Origin of the sequence: Rhizobium sp. Root708, assembly GCF_001429725.1 — a bacterium.
Classification (GTDB): domain Bacteria; phylum Pseudomonadota; class Alphaproteobacteria; order Rhizobiales; family Rhizobiaceae; genus Rhizobium.
Genome location: NZ_LMHV01000007.1, coordinates 205,587 through 219,764, shown reverse-complemented (window position 1 = coordinate 219,764; position 14,178 = coordinate 205,587). Strand labels below are relative to the sequence as shown.

At 60.3% G+C, this 14,178-nt stretch carries 12 protein-coding genes and 1 pseudogene; 8 read left to right on the top strand and 5 right to left on the bottom strand.

The annotated features are described in order from the left end of the window. The first annotated feature begins 3 nt into the window (after positions 1 to 3). Together ASE04_RS07965 and ASE04_RS07960 are read left to right on the top strand one after the other, a co-directional pair. A complete protein-coding gene (locus ASE04_RS07965; protein WP_056814676.1) occupies positions 4 to 939 on the top strand; it encodes a lipid A biosynthesis lauroyl acyltransferase in 936 nt (311 codons plus the stop codon). Between the two features lie 171 nt (positions 940 to 1,110). Further along, a complete protein-coding gene (locus tag ASE04_RS07960; protein ID WP_056814673.1) occupies positions 1,111 to 1,830 on the top strand; it encodes a PAS domain-containing protein in 720 nt (239 codons plus the stop codon). On the opposite strand, the gene ASE04_RS07955 is transcribed toward ASE04_RS07960, so the two are convergent. The 3 genes and pseudogenes from ASE04_RS07955 to ASE04_RS07945 all read right to left on the bottom strand — a co-directional run bounded on the left by ASE04_RS07955 (position 1,831) and on the right by ASE04_RS07945 (position 3,454). Continuing rightward, positions 1,831 to 2,184, bottom strand: a complete 354-nt coding sequence (locus ASE04_RS07955; RefSeq protein ID WP_056814786.1) for a VOC family protein — start codon at positions 2,182 to 2,184, stop codon at positions 1,831 to 1,833. It lies immediately after the preceding gene. Beyond that, positions 2,184 to 2,591, bottom strand: a pseudogene (locus tag ASE04_RS07950) (SRPBCC family protein). Before ASE04_RS07950 ends, ASE04_RS07955 begins: the two are co-directional and overlap by 1 nt. Positions 2,592 to 2,656: 65 nt before the next feature. Then, positions 2,657 to 3,454, bottom strand: coding sequence for an AraC family transcriptional regulator (locus ASE04_RS07945; RefSeq protein WP_056814668.1), 798 nt, complete (start codon positions 3,452 to 3,454; stop codon positions 2,657 to 2,659). Positions 3,455 to 3,577: 123 nt separating this feature from the next. Between ASE04_RS07945 and gndA the strand changes: the two genes are divergently transcribed. Continuing rightward, complete coding sequence (gndA, locus tag ASE04_RS07940) at positions 3,578 to 5,029, top strand: NADP-dependent phosphogluconate dehydrogenase (protein ID WP_200960695.1); 1,452 nt, start codon at positions 3,578 to 3,580, stop codon at positions 5,027 to 5,029. A gap of 59 nt (positions 5,030 to 5,088) precedes the next feature. Here the strand turns inward: gndA and ASE04_RS07935 are convergent, their stop codons facing one another. Together ASE04_RS07935 and ASE04_RS07930 are read right to left on the bottom strand one after the other, a co-directional pair. Continuing rightward, complete coding sequence (locus ASE04_RS07935; RefSeq protein WP_056814784.1) at positions 5,089 to 5,646, bottom strand: cysteine hydrolase family protein; 558 nt, start codon at positions 5,644 to 5,646, stop codon at positions 5,089 to 5,091. Positions 5,647 to 5,698: 52 nt separating this feature from the next. Further along, positions 5,699 to 6,739 carry a LacI family transcriptional regulator gene (locus ASE04_RS07930; RefSeq protein WP_056814663.1) on the bottom strand — a complete coding sequence of 347 codons (1,041 nt, stop codon included), beginning with the start codon at positions 6,737 to 6,739 and terminating at the stop codon, positions 5,699 to 5,701. 453 nt (positions 6,740 to 7,192) lie between these two features. Here ASE04_RS07930 and ASE04_RS07925 point away from each other — a divergent pair, with 453 nt between their 5' ends. The 5 genes from ASE04_RS07925 to ASE04_RS07905 all read left to right on the top strand — a co-directional run bounded on the left by ASE04_RS07925 (position 7,193) and on the right by ASE04_RS07905 (position 14,143). Then, entirely contained in the window at positions 7,193 to 8,428 is a 1,236-nt protein-coding gene (locus tag ASE04_RS07925; protein ID WP_056814660.1) for an ABC transporter substrate-binding protein, read from the top strand. Positions 8,429 to 8,639: 211 nt separating this feature from the next. Beyond that, entirely contained in the window at positions 8,640 to 9,542 is a 903-nt protein-coding gene (locus tag ASE04_RS07920) for a carbohydrate ABC transporter permease (protein WP_056814657.1), read from the top strand. Further along, positions 9,535 to 10,464, top strand: a complete 930-nt coding sequence (locus ASE04_RS07915; RefSeq protein ID WP_056814654.1) for a carbohydrate ABC transporter permease — start codon at positions 9,535 to 9,537, stop codon at positions 10,462 to 10,464. The genes ASE04_RS07920 and ASE04_RS07915 overlap by 8 nt, the downstream gene beginning before the upstream one ends. Before the next feature lie 3 nt (positions 10,465 to 10,467). Continuing rightward, positions 10,468 to 11,553 carry an ABC transporter ATP-binding protein gene (locus ASE04_RS07910; RefSeq protein WP_056814651.1) on the top strand — a complete coding sequence of 362 codons (1,086 nt, stop codon included), beginning with the start codon at positions 10,468 to 10,470 and terminating at the stop codon, positions 11,551 to 11,553. A gap of 124 nt (positions 11,554 to 11,677) precedes the next feature. Continuing rightward, positions 11,678 to 14,143, top strand: a complete 2,466-nt coding sequence (locus ASE04_RS07905; protein ID WP_056814648.1) for a beta-mannosidase — start codon at positions 11,678 to 11,680, stop codon at positions 14,141 to 14,143. The last annotated feature ends 35 nt before the right edge of the window (positions 14,144 to 14,178 follow it).

The window sequence follows — 14,178 nt, the reverse complement described above, 5'->3', positions numbered from 1 at the left end:
CCCTTGAAGCTCTTCATCACCCGCATCGTGCTCAAACTGCTGCATTTCCGCCAGTGGCTGATTGCGCAGGTGATGTTCGGATTCCTGAATTTCCTGAAGATCTTTCCGGCGGACGGGGCAATCAACTTCATCGATTGGCTCATGCGCAGGATCGGACCGAAGCTTAAACGGCACAAGCTGATGCTGGCGAACCTCCGCAATGCCTTTCCGGAGAAGAGCGAGGCTGAAATCAACGAGATCGCGCTCGGAAGCTGGGCCAACATGGGGCGCCTGGCTGCCGAGTATGTATTCCTCGACCGGCTGTTCGATTTCGATCCGGAGCAGTCGGAGCCGGGCAGGGTGGAAGTGTCGGGGGTACCGATCTTCATCGACCTCCTGGAAAATCCGCGGCCCTTCATTGTGTTTACGGGGCACACGGGCAATTTCGAGCTGCTGCCGGTGGCCGGCGCGGCATTCGGTCTCTACGTGACGGTTCTCTTCCGTCCTCCAAACAACCCTTACGTGGCAAAGAAGGTCTTCGACTTCCGGAGTGCCCGCATGGGCAAGCTGGTTCCGTCGCATGCCGGCTCGTCGTTTGCGCTTGCCCGACAGCTCGAGGCGGGGCAGGGCGTCGGCGTGCTCGTCGACCAGAAGTTCCAGAAGGGGCTAAAGACCGAGTTCTTCGGGCTGCCCGTGCAGACCAACCCGCTGCTTGGAAAGCTGGTTCGGCAATTCGGTTGCGAGGTCTATCCGGCGCGATGCATTCGGCTGCCGGGAAACCGCTATCGTCTCGAGATCGAACCGCGCATGGAAATGCCGCGCGATGCCAATGGCAATCTCGATCTCACGGCAACCGCACAGCTTTTGAACGATAAAGTTGAAAGCTGGGTACGCGAATATCCCGAGCAATGGCTTTGGTATCATGATCGCTGGCAGATCAAGCACAGCGTATTCAAGTAAATCCTACATCTTGTCATTGAAAAATACCTGCTGTTCTTCATTGAATATGAACAGGTGTCATGTTACCGCCTCTACTAAGGCGAGCGCTTTGTGGTTTCGGCTTTGATTTGTCGCAATCCGAGGTTCAGCTGATCTCTGAATGTTCGTCACACGGTCTGCATCGGGGGCGTTTTGCTGGGGCTTTTTCAAGCGTTTTCGCTGCGCTGCGCGCAGATCAACGAGGCGATACGGCTCGGCGATGACGCGCGGGTGAGTAGTCTGGATCGCCATGTCGACGGACTCGTCGAGGCGATCATCGGCTACCGTGCCGAAAATCTCCTCTACATCCACATGCAACTGCAGTTCGTCGGTTGCCTGATCGATCAGTATGCCGACGACAGCGAGTATGTGCGCGAGCATGTGAAGCTGCTTTCGCACCTGATGGAGCAGTATTTCGGTACGCCTTTGCCGGGCTGGCGGATGACCGCGCCGGTGCCGGAGCCGATTTCTGTTCCCGGCGCCTATGTTCCGAACACCGACAACGGAAATTTCCTCAACGCGGCCATCCTCGAGACATTGCCTGATCGCGTGGCGGTTCTGACCCGAGACTACCGCTATCTCTATTCGAACTCCGCCAATTCCGACTATCTCGGCAAGAAGCCGATAGAGATGATCGGGCGCCACATCATGGAGTTCATCGGCGAGAAGCGCTTCAACGAGTGCGTGAAGGCCAAGCTCGACGCCTGCTTTGCCGGCGAGGGCTCGGAACATTCCTACGAGCGCAAAAGCAGCGGGCTTGTCGAGGATATGCGCTGCCGCATGTCGCCGCTAAGGGACGCGTCCAGCAGCGTTATCGGCGCGCTGATCATTCTCGAAAAGCGCGGCGCGAAGGCGGTCACGCTGGCCGCCTGATCAGGCGCGTGTCCACACCGCGAGCTCATAGCCATCGGGATCGCCGAAGTGAAAGCGGCGGCCGCCGGGAAAGTCGGTAATCGGTCGGATGATCTTGCCGCCGGCGCTTTCGACGCTGGCAAGCGTTGCCTCAAGGTCATCGGCATAGAGGATCACCAGCGGTCCGCCTGGGCGCGGCTTCTCCAGATTCGTGAATCCGCCTGTCAGCCGGCCGTCGCTGAACTCGCAATAGTTCGGGCCGTAGTCCTTGAATTGCCAACCAAAGGCACGGCCGTAAAAAGCCTTGGTCGCTTCGATGTCGGTCACGTTGAATTCGACGTAGTCGATGCGTTTGATGTCGCTGGTGGTGTCCATCATGTGTCTCCGTTTTCCGTCAGCGCCCTCAGGCTCTCAAGGTCCCGTGCGATATGCGCCGCATCCGCTTCGAACTACTCGTCGGTCATTTCAGGAAGGCGTAGCAGCGTGAACATGACGACACAACCATCGCCGTTCGGGACAACGCGGAGCGCGTTGTAGACCCGCAGCCCGCTTTCGATGATGACAGTGTGGTCGATCACGCCGAAGGCATTCTTCGGTACGAAGCTGACCCGCGCCGTGCCGAGAACGCCTTCAGCGATCCAGTCGTCGCCATCGGGTTTCAGGCCGGATGCGAGGCCCGACGCCCAAAGCGGCATGTTCACGGGCTCGATTGCGTAGGCGTAAACGTCCTGCCAGTTGCGGTCGATGGATTGGTGGATAATTCTGACGGGCATCGTGGTCATAGTCGCTCTCTCATGGATTGACGGATCGTAACGCTGCTTGCTGGTCCCCGTATTGAAGAAAACGGTCACGGCACCTGCGCGCTCGAAAGTGCCGCCTGGCGTTGCAGCTCTAGCGGCGTCAGGCTGGATAATTCCAAGGCGTCGCGGTTCATGTGCGCCTGGTCGCTGTAGCCGACGGCAACGGCAATCTCGGCGAGGGATGCCGATGGTGACGACCGCAACAGCTTGAGCAGCCGCTGGAACCGCCTGATGCGTGACAGGGTCTTCGCGCCGTATCCGAAATAGTGATGGCAGCGACGCCGGAGCTGCCTTTCTCCAATACTGATATCCGCCAGGAGCCGATCCGTCAGATCGGCTGTGGAATGGACGGTCGCGATATCGAAGGCATGGCGGATGTCATCCGGCGGCGGAGTATGTCTCTCGGTCTCCTTCTCCAGCACCGCCGGCAGCAGTCGGAGCCGCTCGTGATTATCAGCACAATCCGAGAGCTGCTGACCGAGTGTATGCGCCTTCGTTCCCCAGAAATCCTCGAGCGGAACGGATTGCCCGACGATCTCGGACATCGGCAATCCCAACCATTCGGCGGCAGAGCCTGGCGAAAAGCGCGCCCCAACGACATCAGCACCGATCGCCATATAAGGGAACGCGCTTGTTCGGTCGGGGCCGGCGATGACGACGCGACCGCCGATCCAGACAAGGTCGCAATAGCCGTCTGGCACGATCGCAATCCTGGCGCTCGAGGTAATGCTATGCGTCCAGAGGCAATGGAAATGGCCGGCTAGCCCATGCTTCGGGCGCTGCTCGCGGTAGCTGCCGGCGCGCATTGCAAGCGTTGCCGGCGCCTGTTGTTTCTGGCTTGCCATCACACACTCCCATTGGGCTTTTGCAGGATATGGGTCAGTTTGCATTGCTCGCAATACGACGCCAATTCGAAGCCGAATCGAACTTGCCGTTTGAGCCAGACAGTGCCACAACACCGGTCCAAAATGACTCATCGGAGGTGTATCGTGGAAAAGGCAGAAATCGGGCTGATCGGCCTTGCCGTCATGGGTTCCAACCTGGCGCTCAACATCGCGGAAAAAGGCAACAAGATTGCGGTCTTCAACCGTACTCCCGAAAAGACGGATGAGTTCTACGAAAGCGCCGGTGATCTGAAGAAGCAGATCATTCCCTGCAAGACGATCGAGGAGTTCGTCGAGGCAATCCGCCCGCCGCGCCCGATCATCATCATGATCAAGGCCGGTGAAGCCGTCGATCAGCAGATGGAAGCGCTTCGCCCGCACCTGACCAAGGGCGACATCATGATCGACGCCGGCAACGCCAATTTCCGCGACACGATCGCCCGCTTCGACCGCCTGAAGAACACCGACCTGACCTTCATCGGCATGGGTGTGTCCGGTGGTGAAGAAGGTGCGCGTCATGGCCCTTCGATCATGGTCGGCGGCACCGAAGACAGCTACAAGCGCGTCGAAAAGGTGCTGACCTCGATTGCCGCCAAGTACAAGGGCGACCCTTGTGTGGCCTGGCTCGGTAACGACGGCGCCGGTCACTTCGTCAAGACGATCCACAATGGCATCGAATATGCCGACATGCAGATGATCGCCGAAATCTACGGCATCCTGCGTGACGGTCTCGGTAAGAGCGCCAAGGACATCTCCGGCATCTTCGGCGAATGGAACAAGGGCCGCCTGAACTCGTACCTGATCGAGATCTCCGAGAAGGTTCTGGCGGCCAGCGATCCGGTTTCCGGCGGTCCGATGGTCGACATGATCCTCGACAAGGCCGGCCAGAAGGGCACCGGCAAGTGGTCGGCTATCGAAGCACAGAACATGGGCATTCCGGCAACGGCGATCGAGGCGGCTGTTGCCGCCCGCAGCCTGTCGTCGATGAAGACCGAGCGCGAAGCTGCCGAAAAGATCTTCGGCAAGCCGGAGTACAAGTTCCCGATCGCCTACGGACCTGATCTGAACAAGGACCTGGAACTGGCGCTGTTCGCGGCGAAGATCGGCGCTTACGCGCAGGGTTTTGCGGTGATGGCGGAAGCCTCGCGTGAGTTCAACTGGTCGCTGCCGATGCCTGTCATCGCCAAGATCTGGCGCGACGGCTGCATCATCCGTTCGCAGTTCCTGGACGAGATCACCTCGGCCTTCACCAAGGCTCCGGATGCTGCCAACCTGATCGTGACGCCTGCCTTCTCCGACATGGTAAAGGAATCGCTGCCGGCACTGCGTCGTGTCGTTGCGGCCGCGCTGCAGGCAGGTCTGCCGGTTCCGGCGCTGACGTCGGCGCTGACCTATTTCGACGCCTATCGCCAGGGTCGCGGCACTGCCAACCTGATCCAGGCGCAGCGCGACTTCTTCGGCGCGCATGGCTTCGACCGCCTCGACGGCAAGGACTTCCACCACGGCCCATGGGGCAGCGGCGCGGCGACGTTCTAAATCTCCTGAAATAAGCCAGCCGGGTCCGCCCGGCTGGCCTCCTGCTCGCGACAGTCGCGTCAGAACTGAATATCCGCCATCGGCCGGACCAGGATGCGGGCGCTGCCGGCATCGAAATCGTCAAGCGTTTCATTGTGATGCGCGATGATGTCGGCGAAATGAAGCGTTCCTGAATCGGCCGTCGTATGGCCGTCAGCAACCAAGGTCACATCATATCCCAGCGACACTGCACGCCTGACGGTCGTGTCGACGCAAAACTGCGTCATACAGCCGCCGACGATCAGATGCGTCACGTTCCGCTCCGCCAACTTCTCGGCAAGGTCGGTCTCGAAAAACGAATCCGAGCTCTTCTTATGCACGGTGGTATCATCCTCGGCAGGCGATAGTTCGGGCCGGATAGCCCAACCATCAGTGCCAACAGCCAGCCGATGACCGGGTGCGCCGTCATGCTGAACAAGCACCACAGGGGCTCCGGCGCGGTGTGCCTCGGCGCGAAGCGATTGCAGCCGCGACACGGTTTCATCCAGCGCGGCATCGAGAATGGGCTGGCGCTCCGGCGTGCCCTTCCCGGCGAGAATGGCATTCTGAACGTCGATAATCAGCAAGGCCTTTGTCATGCTCTGCGTCTCCGCCTTCATTCAAAATCGCCGACTGGTGAGCGTGGTTGGGCTATTTGCCTTTCCGCGACCAGACGGGCTGGCTGACGCTCTGCAGCAGCTCCGGCTCGATCCCGTCGATGCGGGCGATGACGGCCTTTGCCATTTCGCGACCGGCGTGCCGGACATCCTCATAGGCCGTGATGATTTCGGGACGGATCCAGTTCAGAATCGGCGCCGATTCCTTGGAGACCATGTCGACATCGCGCCCCAGTTCCTTGCCGGCTGCCTCGATGCCGGCATTCACGGCGATGGCGGCGCTGCCGGCGGAACAGACGATGCCGTCAGGTGCATTCGGTGCGCGCATCATCGCCTCGACGGCGTTGCGGATCTCTTCGAGCGTATTGTCGATCGTGACACGCAGCGGAACCTCCTCGGCGCCGTGGTCATGCAGTCCCGTCTGAAAGCCGATGCGCATATGCGTGTAATAGGTCAGCTTGCTTGGAGGCTGGAGGAGGGCGATGCGCTTGCGCCCGCGCCCGACCAGCTTCTCGACGGCCTGATGGGCAAAAGCCTCGTTGTCGAAGTCGTGGAAGGGGTGGGTGAGGCCGGCATCGGTGCGCCCGTGCGTGGCAAAGGGCATGTTGTGTTCACTCAGCAGGCGGACACGCGGGTCGTCCGGCTCGATGCGCGAGATGATGACCCCGTCGGCCGATCCCGTTTCCAGGATGTAGCGGACCGGCAGCATCGGATCCTTGCTGTGGGAATGCGGTGTCACGACGATATGATAAGGCGTGCCGGTCAGCACTTCCGAGATGCCGAACACCATCTGGCTGCTGAAGCCCATGATTTCTTCGTCGATGCTGAGGACGAGGGCGATGACATTCGTCTTGCCGGTGCGCAGGCGCACGCCGGCACGGTTCGGCTGGTAGCCGAGCTGGCGGGCGACCATCCGTACGCGCTCTTTGGTTTCCGCACCGATATCGGGGGCATCCTTCAAGGCGCGGGAAACCGTCGTCACACCGAGCCCGGTCATGAAGGCAATCGTTTTCAGTGTCGGCCGTTCACGAGTTACCTCGGAGGCCGTTCCTCCAAAATTTGCTTTGTTTTCCATGCCTCTAGGCCGTCCTGCGCGATTAGGTCCCGCTTATAGTGTCTTTTGGAAGCGCTGTAAGCCCAAAGAACGCAAAAGCGGCTCCTCCCTCAGGATGCAAAATCTGTAACGATACAGTAGAAATGTCGAGCGCTTTTTTATCGCTGCCGAAATGAATGCTCTCAATGGTTGAAATCGTCGTTTTTGCGCGGATTTTTTGCGCTTGCGAACGGGATTTCCCGAGAGGTCCCGAGGAGAGGCGAAAAATAGTATGCAAAATCATGATATTATATCGCTTGTGCGTTTGCTCTGTCCACTGGTCACACTTGAGGCCACTTGTCTAAAATGACGGCTTTTCGACAGGCATTGGTAGCAAATCACGGTCATTGAGAAAATTTTCGAGAGGGGCTGTTGCGCCCAAATATCGATTGAACTAAGTTTTTCCGGCAACGTTTCAGTGAGGGAGGAGAACTCATGAATTTTCGTTTGATTGCGGCTGCGCTCGCCGCTTCCGTCGTGCTGCCGCTCGGTGCGGCGAACGCGACCGATCTTGAAGTCACGCATTGGTGGACGTCTGGCGGCGAAGCTGCTGCCGTGGCTGAACTCGCCAAGGCATTCGATGCGACCGGCAATAAGTGGGTCGACGGCGCTATCGCCGGTTCCGGCGGCACCGCGCGTCCGATCATGGTCAGCCGCATCACCGGGGGCGATCCGATGGGCGCCACCCAGTTCAACCACGGCCGTCAGGCCGAGGAACTGGTTCAGTCCGGCCTGATGCGCGATCTTACTGATGTCGCGACCGCCGAGCACTGGAAGGACATCATTCGTCCGGCGAGCCTGCTCGACAGCTGCACGATCGACGGCAAGATCTATTGCGCTCCGGTCAACATCCACTCCTGGCAGTGGCTGTGGCTTTCGAATGCGGCCTTCAAGAAGGCTGGCGTCGAAGTGCCGAAGAACTGGGATGAGTTCGTTGCTGCCGCGCCGGCGCTCGAAAAGGCCGGCATCGTGCCGCTCGCCGTCGGTGGCCAGCCATGGCAGGCAACAGGCGCGTTCGACGTGCTGTTGGTCGCAATCGCCGGCAAGGATACTTTCTACAAGGTGTTCAAGGACAAGGACGCTGATGTCGCTGCTGGTCCTGAGATCGCCAAGGTCTTCAAGGCTGCGGACGACGCCCGCAAGATGTCGAAGGGCAGCAATGTGCAGGATTGGAACCAGGCAACCAATCTGGTCATCACCGGCAAGGCCGGCGGCCAGATCATGGGTGACTGGGCACAGGGCGAATTCGCGCTGGCTGGCCAGAAGGCTGGCACCGACTACACCTGCCTTCCGGGCCTCGGGGTGAACGAAATCATCTCCACCGGTGGTGATGCGTTCTATTTCCCGAAGCTGAAGGATGAAGCGAAGTCGAAGGCTCAGGACGTTCTTGCCAAGACGCTGCTCGACCCCAAGACCCAGGTTGCCTTCAACCTGAAGAAGGGCTCGCTGCCGGTTCGCGGTGACGTTGACCTAGCAGCCGCCAACGACTGCATGAAGAAGGGCCTCGAGATCCTGAAGAAGGGCAACGTGATCGAAGGCACCGACCAGCTGCTTTCGGCCGACAGCCAGAAGCAGAAGGAAGATCTCTTCTCGGAGTTCTTCGCCAATCCGTCGATGACGCCGGAAGCCGCCCAGAAGCGCTTCGCTGAAATCATCGGCTCTGCCGACTGATCGTCGCATTCCGATGCTGTTGCGATCCGGCTCCGTTTCGACGGAGCCGGATTTGCCCGGAACTCCCAGTGTGATCCGGCTGCGGCAGTGATCGAGGCTGAAACGTGCCGATGAAGGACATTCAGTCTCCAGACGGAAGTGAAAAGAGGAGCTGACCGGCGACGGTCCGCGCTCTGGATCACATAGGACTTGCGATTCAGGAGGAGTCACAATGACGGGTCAAGCGAAAGCAGGCCGGCCAAACCAGTTACTGCGCAATCTGAACTCGAAGATTGCGTCCATCCCGATGATCCTGACCGCCGTGGTCATCTTTCTCGGCGGCACGGTCTGGACAGTATTCTACTCATTCACCAACTCGAAGCTCCTTCCACGGTTGAGCTTCGTCGGTTTCGACCAGTACAAGCGCCTCTGGGCTGCACCGCGCTGGATCGTCTCCATCGAGAATCTTGCCGTCTACGGCGTTCTCTCGCTGATCTTCAGCCTCGTCATCGGCTTCACGCTGGCGGCCCTGATGGATCAGAAGATCCGGTTCGAGAACGCGTTCCGGACGATCTTCCTCTATCCCTTCGCGCTGTCCTTCATCGTTACCGGGCTTGTCTGGCAGTGGGTGCTCAATCCGGAGTTCGGCGTGCAGTCGGTGGTACGTTCGCTCGGCTGGACGAGCTTCACCTTCGATCCACTCTATACGCCGAGCATCGTCATCTACGGCGTCCTGATCGCAGCACTCTGGCAGGGAACGGGCCTCGTCATGTGCCTGATGCTCGCCGGCCTGCGCGGGATCGACGAGGACATCTGGAAGGCCTCGCGCGTCGACGGCATCCCGATGTGGAAGACCTATCTGTTCATCGTCATTCCGATGATGCGTCCCGTCTTCATCACCACGCTCGTCATCATCGCCTCCGGCATCGTCAAGGTCTACGACCTGGTCGTGGCGCAGACGTCGGGCGGCCCCGGCATCTCGTCGGAAGTCCCCGCCAAGTATGTCTACGACTACATGTTCCAGGCGCAGAACCTGGGGCAGGGCTTCGCCGCCTCGACCATGATGCTGATCACGGTCGCGATCATCATCATTCCGTGGGCTTATCTGGAATTCGGAGGGCGTAAGCGTGCCTGATACCATCGCTCTCAACACCACCACCGCTACCGCGAAGTCCTTCGACGGACCGAACGGCGCCAAGCCGAAGCGGGTGCTTTCACCGCGCAACATCATGCTCTACGGCACGCTGTTCGTCGCCGCCGCCTACTACCTGCTGCCGCTTTACGTGATGATCGTCACGTCGCTGAAGGGGATGCCCGAGATCCGCATGGGCAACATCTTCTCGCCGCCGATGGAAATCACCTTCGAACCTTGGGTCAAGGCCTGGGCCACGGCCTGCACCGGATTGAATTGCGACGGTCTTTCGCGCGGCTTCTGGAATTCGGTGCGCATCACCGTGCCGTCGGTGATCGTCTCGATCGCCATTGCCTCGGTCAACGGCTATGCGCTGGCCAACTGGCGCTTCAAGGGCTCGGAACTGTTCTTCTCGATCCTGGTCGTCGGGGCGTTCATTCCCTACCAGGTGATGATCTATCCGATTGTCATCGTGCTGCGCGAACTCGGCATCTACGGGACGCTGACCGGGCTGATCATCGTGCACTCGATCTTCGGCATGCCGATCCTGACGCTGCTCTTCCGCAACTACTTCGCATCGCTGCCGCAGGAGCTGTTCAAGGCCGCGCGTATCGACGGGGCAGGGTTCTGGCAGATCTTCCTGAAGATCATGGTGCCGATGTCGCTGCCGATCTTCGTCGTCGCCATGATCCTGCAGGTCACCGGCATCTGGAACGACTTCCTGTTCGGCGTCGTCTTCACCCGACCGGAATACTATCCGATGACCGTGCAGCTCAACAACATCGTCAATTCCGTCCAGGGCGTGAAGGAATACAACGTCAACATGGCCGCAACCATCCTCACGGGTCTGGTGCCGCTCGTTGTCTACTTCGTGTCGGGGCGTCTGTTCGTCCGTGGCATCGCCGCCGGCGCAGTGAAAGGCTGATCCATGAATTCGAGCGTATCAATCAAAGACCTTTCGCTGAACTTCGGTGCCGTCAGCGTCCTCAAGGATCTCAATCTCGAGATCAATGACGGGGAATTCCTCGTGCTGCTCGGTTCGTCCGGCTGCGGCAAGTCGACCCTGCTCAACTGCATCGCCGGCCTGCTCGATATCAGCGAAGGTCAGATTCACATCAAGGGCAAGAACGTCACCTGGGAAGAGCCCAAGGATCGCGGCATCGGCATGGTGTTCCAGTCATACGCGCTCTACCCGCAGATGACGGTCGAGAAGAACCTGTCCTTCGGCCTGCAGGTCGCCAAGGTATCGCAACAGGAGATCGACAAGCGCGTGGCCCGTGCCTCCGAGATCCTGCAGATCCAACCGCTTTTGAAGCGCAAGCCGGCCGAGCTTTCGGGCGGTCAGCGGCAGCGCGTGGCAATCGGCCGTGCGCTGGTGCGCGATGTCGACGTGTTCCTGTTCGACGAGCCGCTCTCCAACCTCGACGCCAAGCTGCGTTCGGAACTGCGCGTCGAGATCAAGCGCCTGCACCAGTCGCTGAAGAACACGATGATCTACGTCACGCACGACCAGATCGAGGCGCTGACGCTTGCCGACCGCATCGCGATCATGAAGAACGGCGTCATCCAGCAGCTCGCCGATCCGACGACGATCTACAACAAGCCGCGCAGCCTGTTCGTCGCCGGCTTCATCGGCTCTCCGTCGATGAACTTCCTGCGCGGCGAGATCGCCAAGCGGGGCGACGCCACCGTGTTCACCGCCAACGGTGTCGATTTCAACGTCGATGCCTATGAGGCAAGCGCGCCGCTGCAGGCTGGCCGCAAGGTGACGCTCGGCGTGCGGCCGGAGCATATCAAGGTCAACGAGGGCCTCGGCGCCGAGACCCACGACGCGACCGTCGACATCGAGGAGCCGATGGGCGCCGACAACTTGCTGTGGCTGAAGCATGCCGGCCACACAATGTCGGTGCGCATCAACGGTTCACGCCGCTTCAACCCGGGCTCACAGGTGAAGCTCGGCTTCGACATGTCACTGGCGTCGATCTTCGACGCGGAGACGGAACTGCGCCTTTAAACATCGCGTTGCGGGCGGGGCCGCAAAAGCTCCGCCCGTTCTTCCAATCGGCCTTATCGGCCAACCACATTCGGTCGCAGCCCGGTGACGGGTTCTCCCAAGAGCGGCCTGATCGGACAGTGCTATGACATCCTTGCCCACCAACGGGTTCAACCTCGACCTCTCAGGCTCGTGGAAGCTCACCTCCACGGATGGTGAAATCACCGCGCCGATCACGCTACCCGGCGACGTGCACTCGGCGCTCCATGCCGCCAAGCTTATCCCCGATCCCTATTTCGGCCGCAACGAAGAGGTCGTGCAGTGGGTGGCGCATCGCGACTGGTCGATCGAGCGCAGCTTCACGGTGTCGGAGCCCGATGGCGACTGGTATCTCGATATCGATTATCTCGACACGGTGGCCGCCGTCTTCATCAATGGCTCGCCGGCGCTGCTTGCCGACAACAGCTTCCGCCGCTATCGGCCGGATGTCAGCAGCCATCTGAAATCCGGCGAGAACGTCATCCGCATCGTGCTGCATTCGAGCATTGCGGCGGGTGCGGACCGGCAGGGCAAGCAGCCCTTCTACATTCCCTATTCGACCGGCAATTCGCCGATCCCCAACGGCAACATGCTGCGCAAGCCGCAATGCCATTTCGGCTGGGACTGGAACATCGCAATCGCGCCGCTCGGGCTATACGGCACGATCGCGTTGCGCCGTCTCGACACCGCCCGCATCGAGCATGTGACGACGCAGCAAGTGCACAATCTCGACGGTTCCGTCGATCTCAAGGTCTCAACGACGCTGTTCTCTAAGAACCCAGGCATCGTTCCCGTGCATTTCTCGCTCGACGGCGAGCGGGTGCGCCTCGATGTCGGCGTCAGCGCTGGCGAGACTGTCGTCAATCACGTCTTCGAGATCGACAAGCCGCGCCTCTGGTGGCCGGCGGGTAGCGGCGAGCAGCCGCTCTATGCGCTCACCGTCGATCTGCCTGCAGATGCTGTCACCAAGCAGATCGGTCTTCGCGCCGTCGAGCTCATCACCACGCCTGACGCCGCTGGTGCCCGCTTCGCACTGAAGGTCAATGGCCGCGAGATCTTCTGCCGTGGCGCCAACTGGATTCCGGCCGACGCGCTATTTTCGCTGTCGTCGCCGGAGAAGACCGAGGACCTGCTGCAATCGGCCAAGTCCGCCAACATGAACATGATCCGCGTCTGGGGCGGCGGGTTCTACGAGCACGAGCATTTCTACGATCTCTGCGACCGGCTCGGCCTGATGGTCTGGCAGGACTTCATGTTCGCCTGCAACCTCTATCCCTCGACCGAGGACTTCCTCGACAACGTGGCGCTCGAAGTCGATTACCAGGTGCGCCGCCTGAACTCGCATCCGTCGATCGCGCTCTGGTGCGGCGACAACGAGCTTGTCGGGGCGCTGACCTGGTTCGAGGAATCGCGCAAGGACCGCGACCGCTATCTCGTCTCCTACGACCGCCTCAACCGCGTGATCGAGCAGGCGATGAAGAAGGCCGCACCCGATGCGATCTGGTGGCCGTCGAGCCCGGCGTCGGGCTATCTCGACTTCGGCGATGCCTGGCATGCCGACGGTTCCGGCGATATGCACTACTGGTCAGTCTGGCACGAGAACAAATCGTTCGACAATTACCGTTCGGTGCGCCCGCGCTTCTGCTCGGAGTTCGGCTTCCAGTCCTACACCTCGCTACCTGTCATCAAGACCTATGCCGATGCCAAGGACATGAACGTGGCGTCGCCGGTCATGGAACTGCACCAGAAGAATGCCGGCGGCAACGAGCGCATCGCCGGGACGATGTTCCGCTATTTCCGCTTCCCCAAGGATTTCCCGAATTTCGTCTATCTCTCCCAGATCCAGCAGGGGCTGGCGATCAAGACGGCGGTGGAATACTGGCGGTCGCTGAAGCCGCATTGCATGGGCACGATCTACTGGCAGCTCAACGACACCTGGCCTGTGGCCTCGTGGTCGAGCCTCGATTACGGCGGCCGCTGGAAGGCGATGCATTATCTCGTCAAACGCTTCTTCCAGCCCGTCGCGGTTGCGGCGATCCCATCCGATGATGGGAAGCAGATCCGCTTCTCGCTGGTCAACGACACGCTTGCTGACGTCAGCGTCGACCTGTCGGTCTCGCTGATCGACATGAAGGGCGAGCGCAAGCACCTGAAGGATGTGCAGGCGGTCTGCTCACCTGACGCGGCCGTGACCGCGACCAGCATCGACGTCTCCGAGATCCCCTCGGGCACGCTGCTTGCCTGGCGCTTCACGGCGTCGAACGGCATGGGCGGCGAGGGGCATTATGTTCATGGCACCTACAAGGCACTGGAGCTAGAGCCGGCGGGCCTGATGGTCACGCACGAATATGTCGAGGAGGACGGCTCCGTCTGCCTCAACGTCACCGCGAAGGGACTTGCGCTCTTTGTGATGATCGAAACCGAGACCGACGGCAAATATTCCGACAATGCCTTCGATCTGGCGGCGGGCGAGACGCGCCGCATCACCTTCACCCCGGCCACGCCGCTTGCTGATGGCGCCCTGCCGGACTTCCGTTTCTACGACCTGCAATCCTGTCAGTCCGTGGATTGATCCTGATTGAAATGAACGGGCACGAGGCCCGAGGA

Excerpts from the sequence above, each read along its gene's own strand:
- ASE04_RS07955 (WP_056814786.1), bottom strand. The coding sequence starts at position 2,184 with ATGGACACCACCAGCGACATCAAACGCATCGACTACGTCGAATTCAAC.
- ASE04_RS07945 (WP_056814668.1), bottom strand. The coding sequence starts at position 3,454 with ATGGCAAGCCAGAAACAACAGGCGCCGGCAACGCTTGCAATGCGCGCC.
- gndA (WP_200960695.1), top strand. The coding sequence starts at position 3,578 with ATGACTCATCGGAGGTGTATCGTGGAAAAGGCAGAAATCGGGCTGATC.
- ASE04_RS07935 (WP_056814784.1), bottom strand. The coding sequence starts at position 5,646 with ATGACAAAGGCCTTGCTGATTATCGACGTTCAGAATGCCATTCTCGCC.
- ASE04_RS07930 (WP_056814663.1), bottom strand. The coding sequence starts at position 6,739 with ATGGAAAACAAAGCAAATTTTGGAGGAACGGCCTCCGAGGTAACTCGT.
- ASE04_RS07925 (WP_056814660.1), top strand. The coding sequence starts at position 7,193 with ATGAATTTTCGTTTGATTGCGGCTGCGCTCGCCGCTTCCGTCGTGCTG.
- ASE04_RS07920 (WP_056814657.1), top strand. The coding sequence starts at position 8,640 with ATGACGGGTCAAGCGAAAGCAGGCCGGCCAAACCAGTTACTGCGCAAT.
- ASE04_RS07910 (WP_056814651.1), top strand. The coding sequence starts at position 10,468 with ATGAATTCGAGCGTATCAATCAAAGACCTTTCGCTGAACTTCGGTGCC.
- ASE04_RS07905 (WP_056814648.1), top strand. The coding sequence starts at position 11,678 with ATGACATCCTTGCCCACCAACGGGTTCAACCTCGACCTCTCAGGCTCG.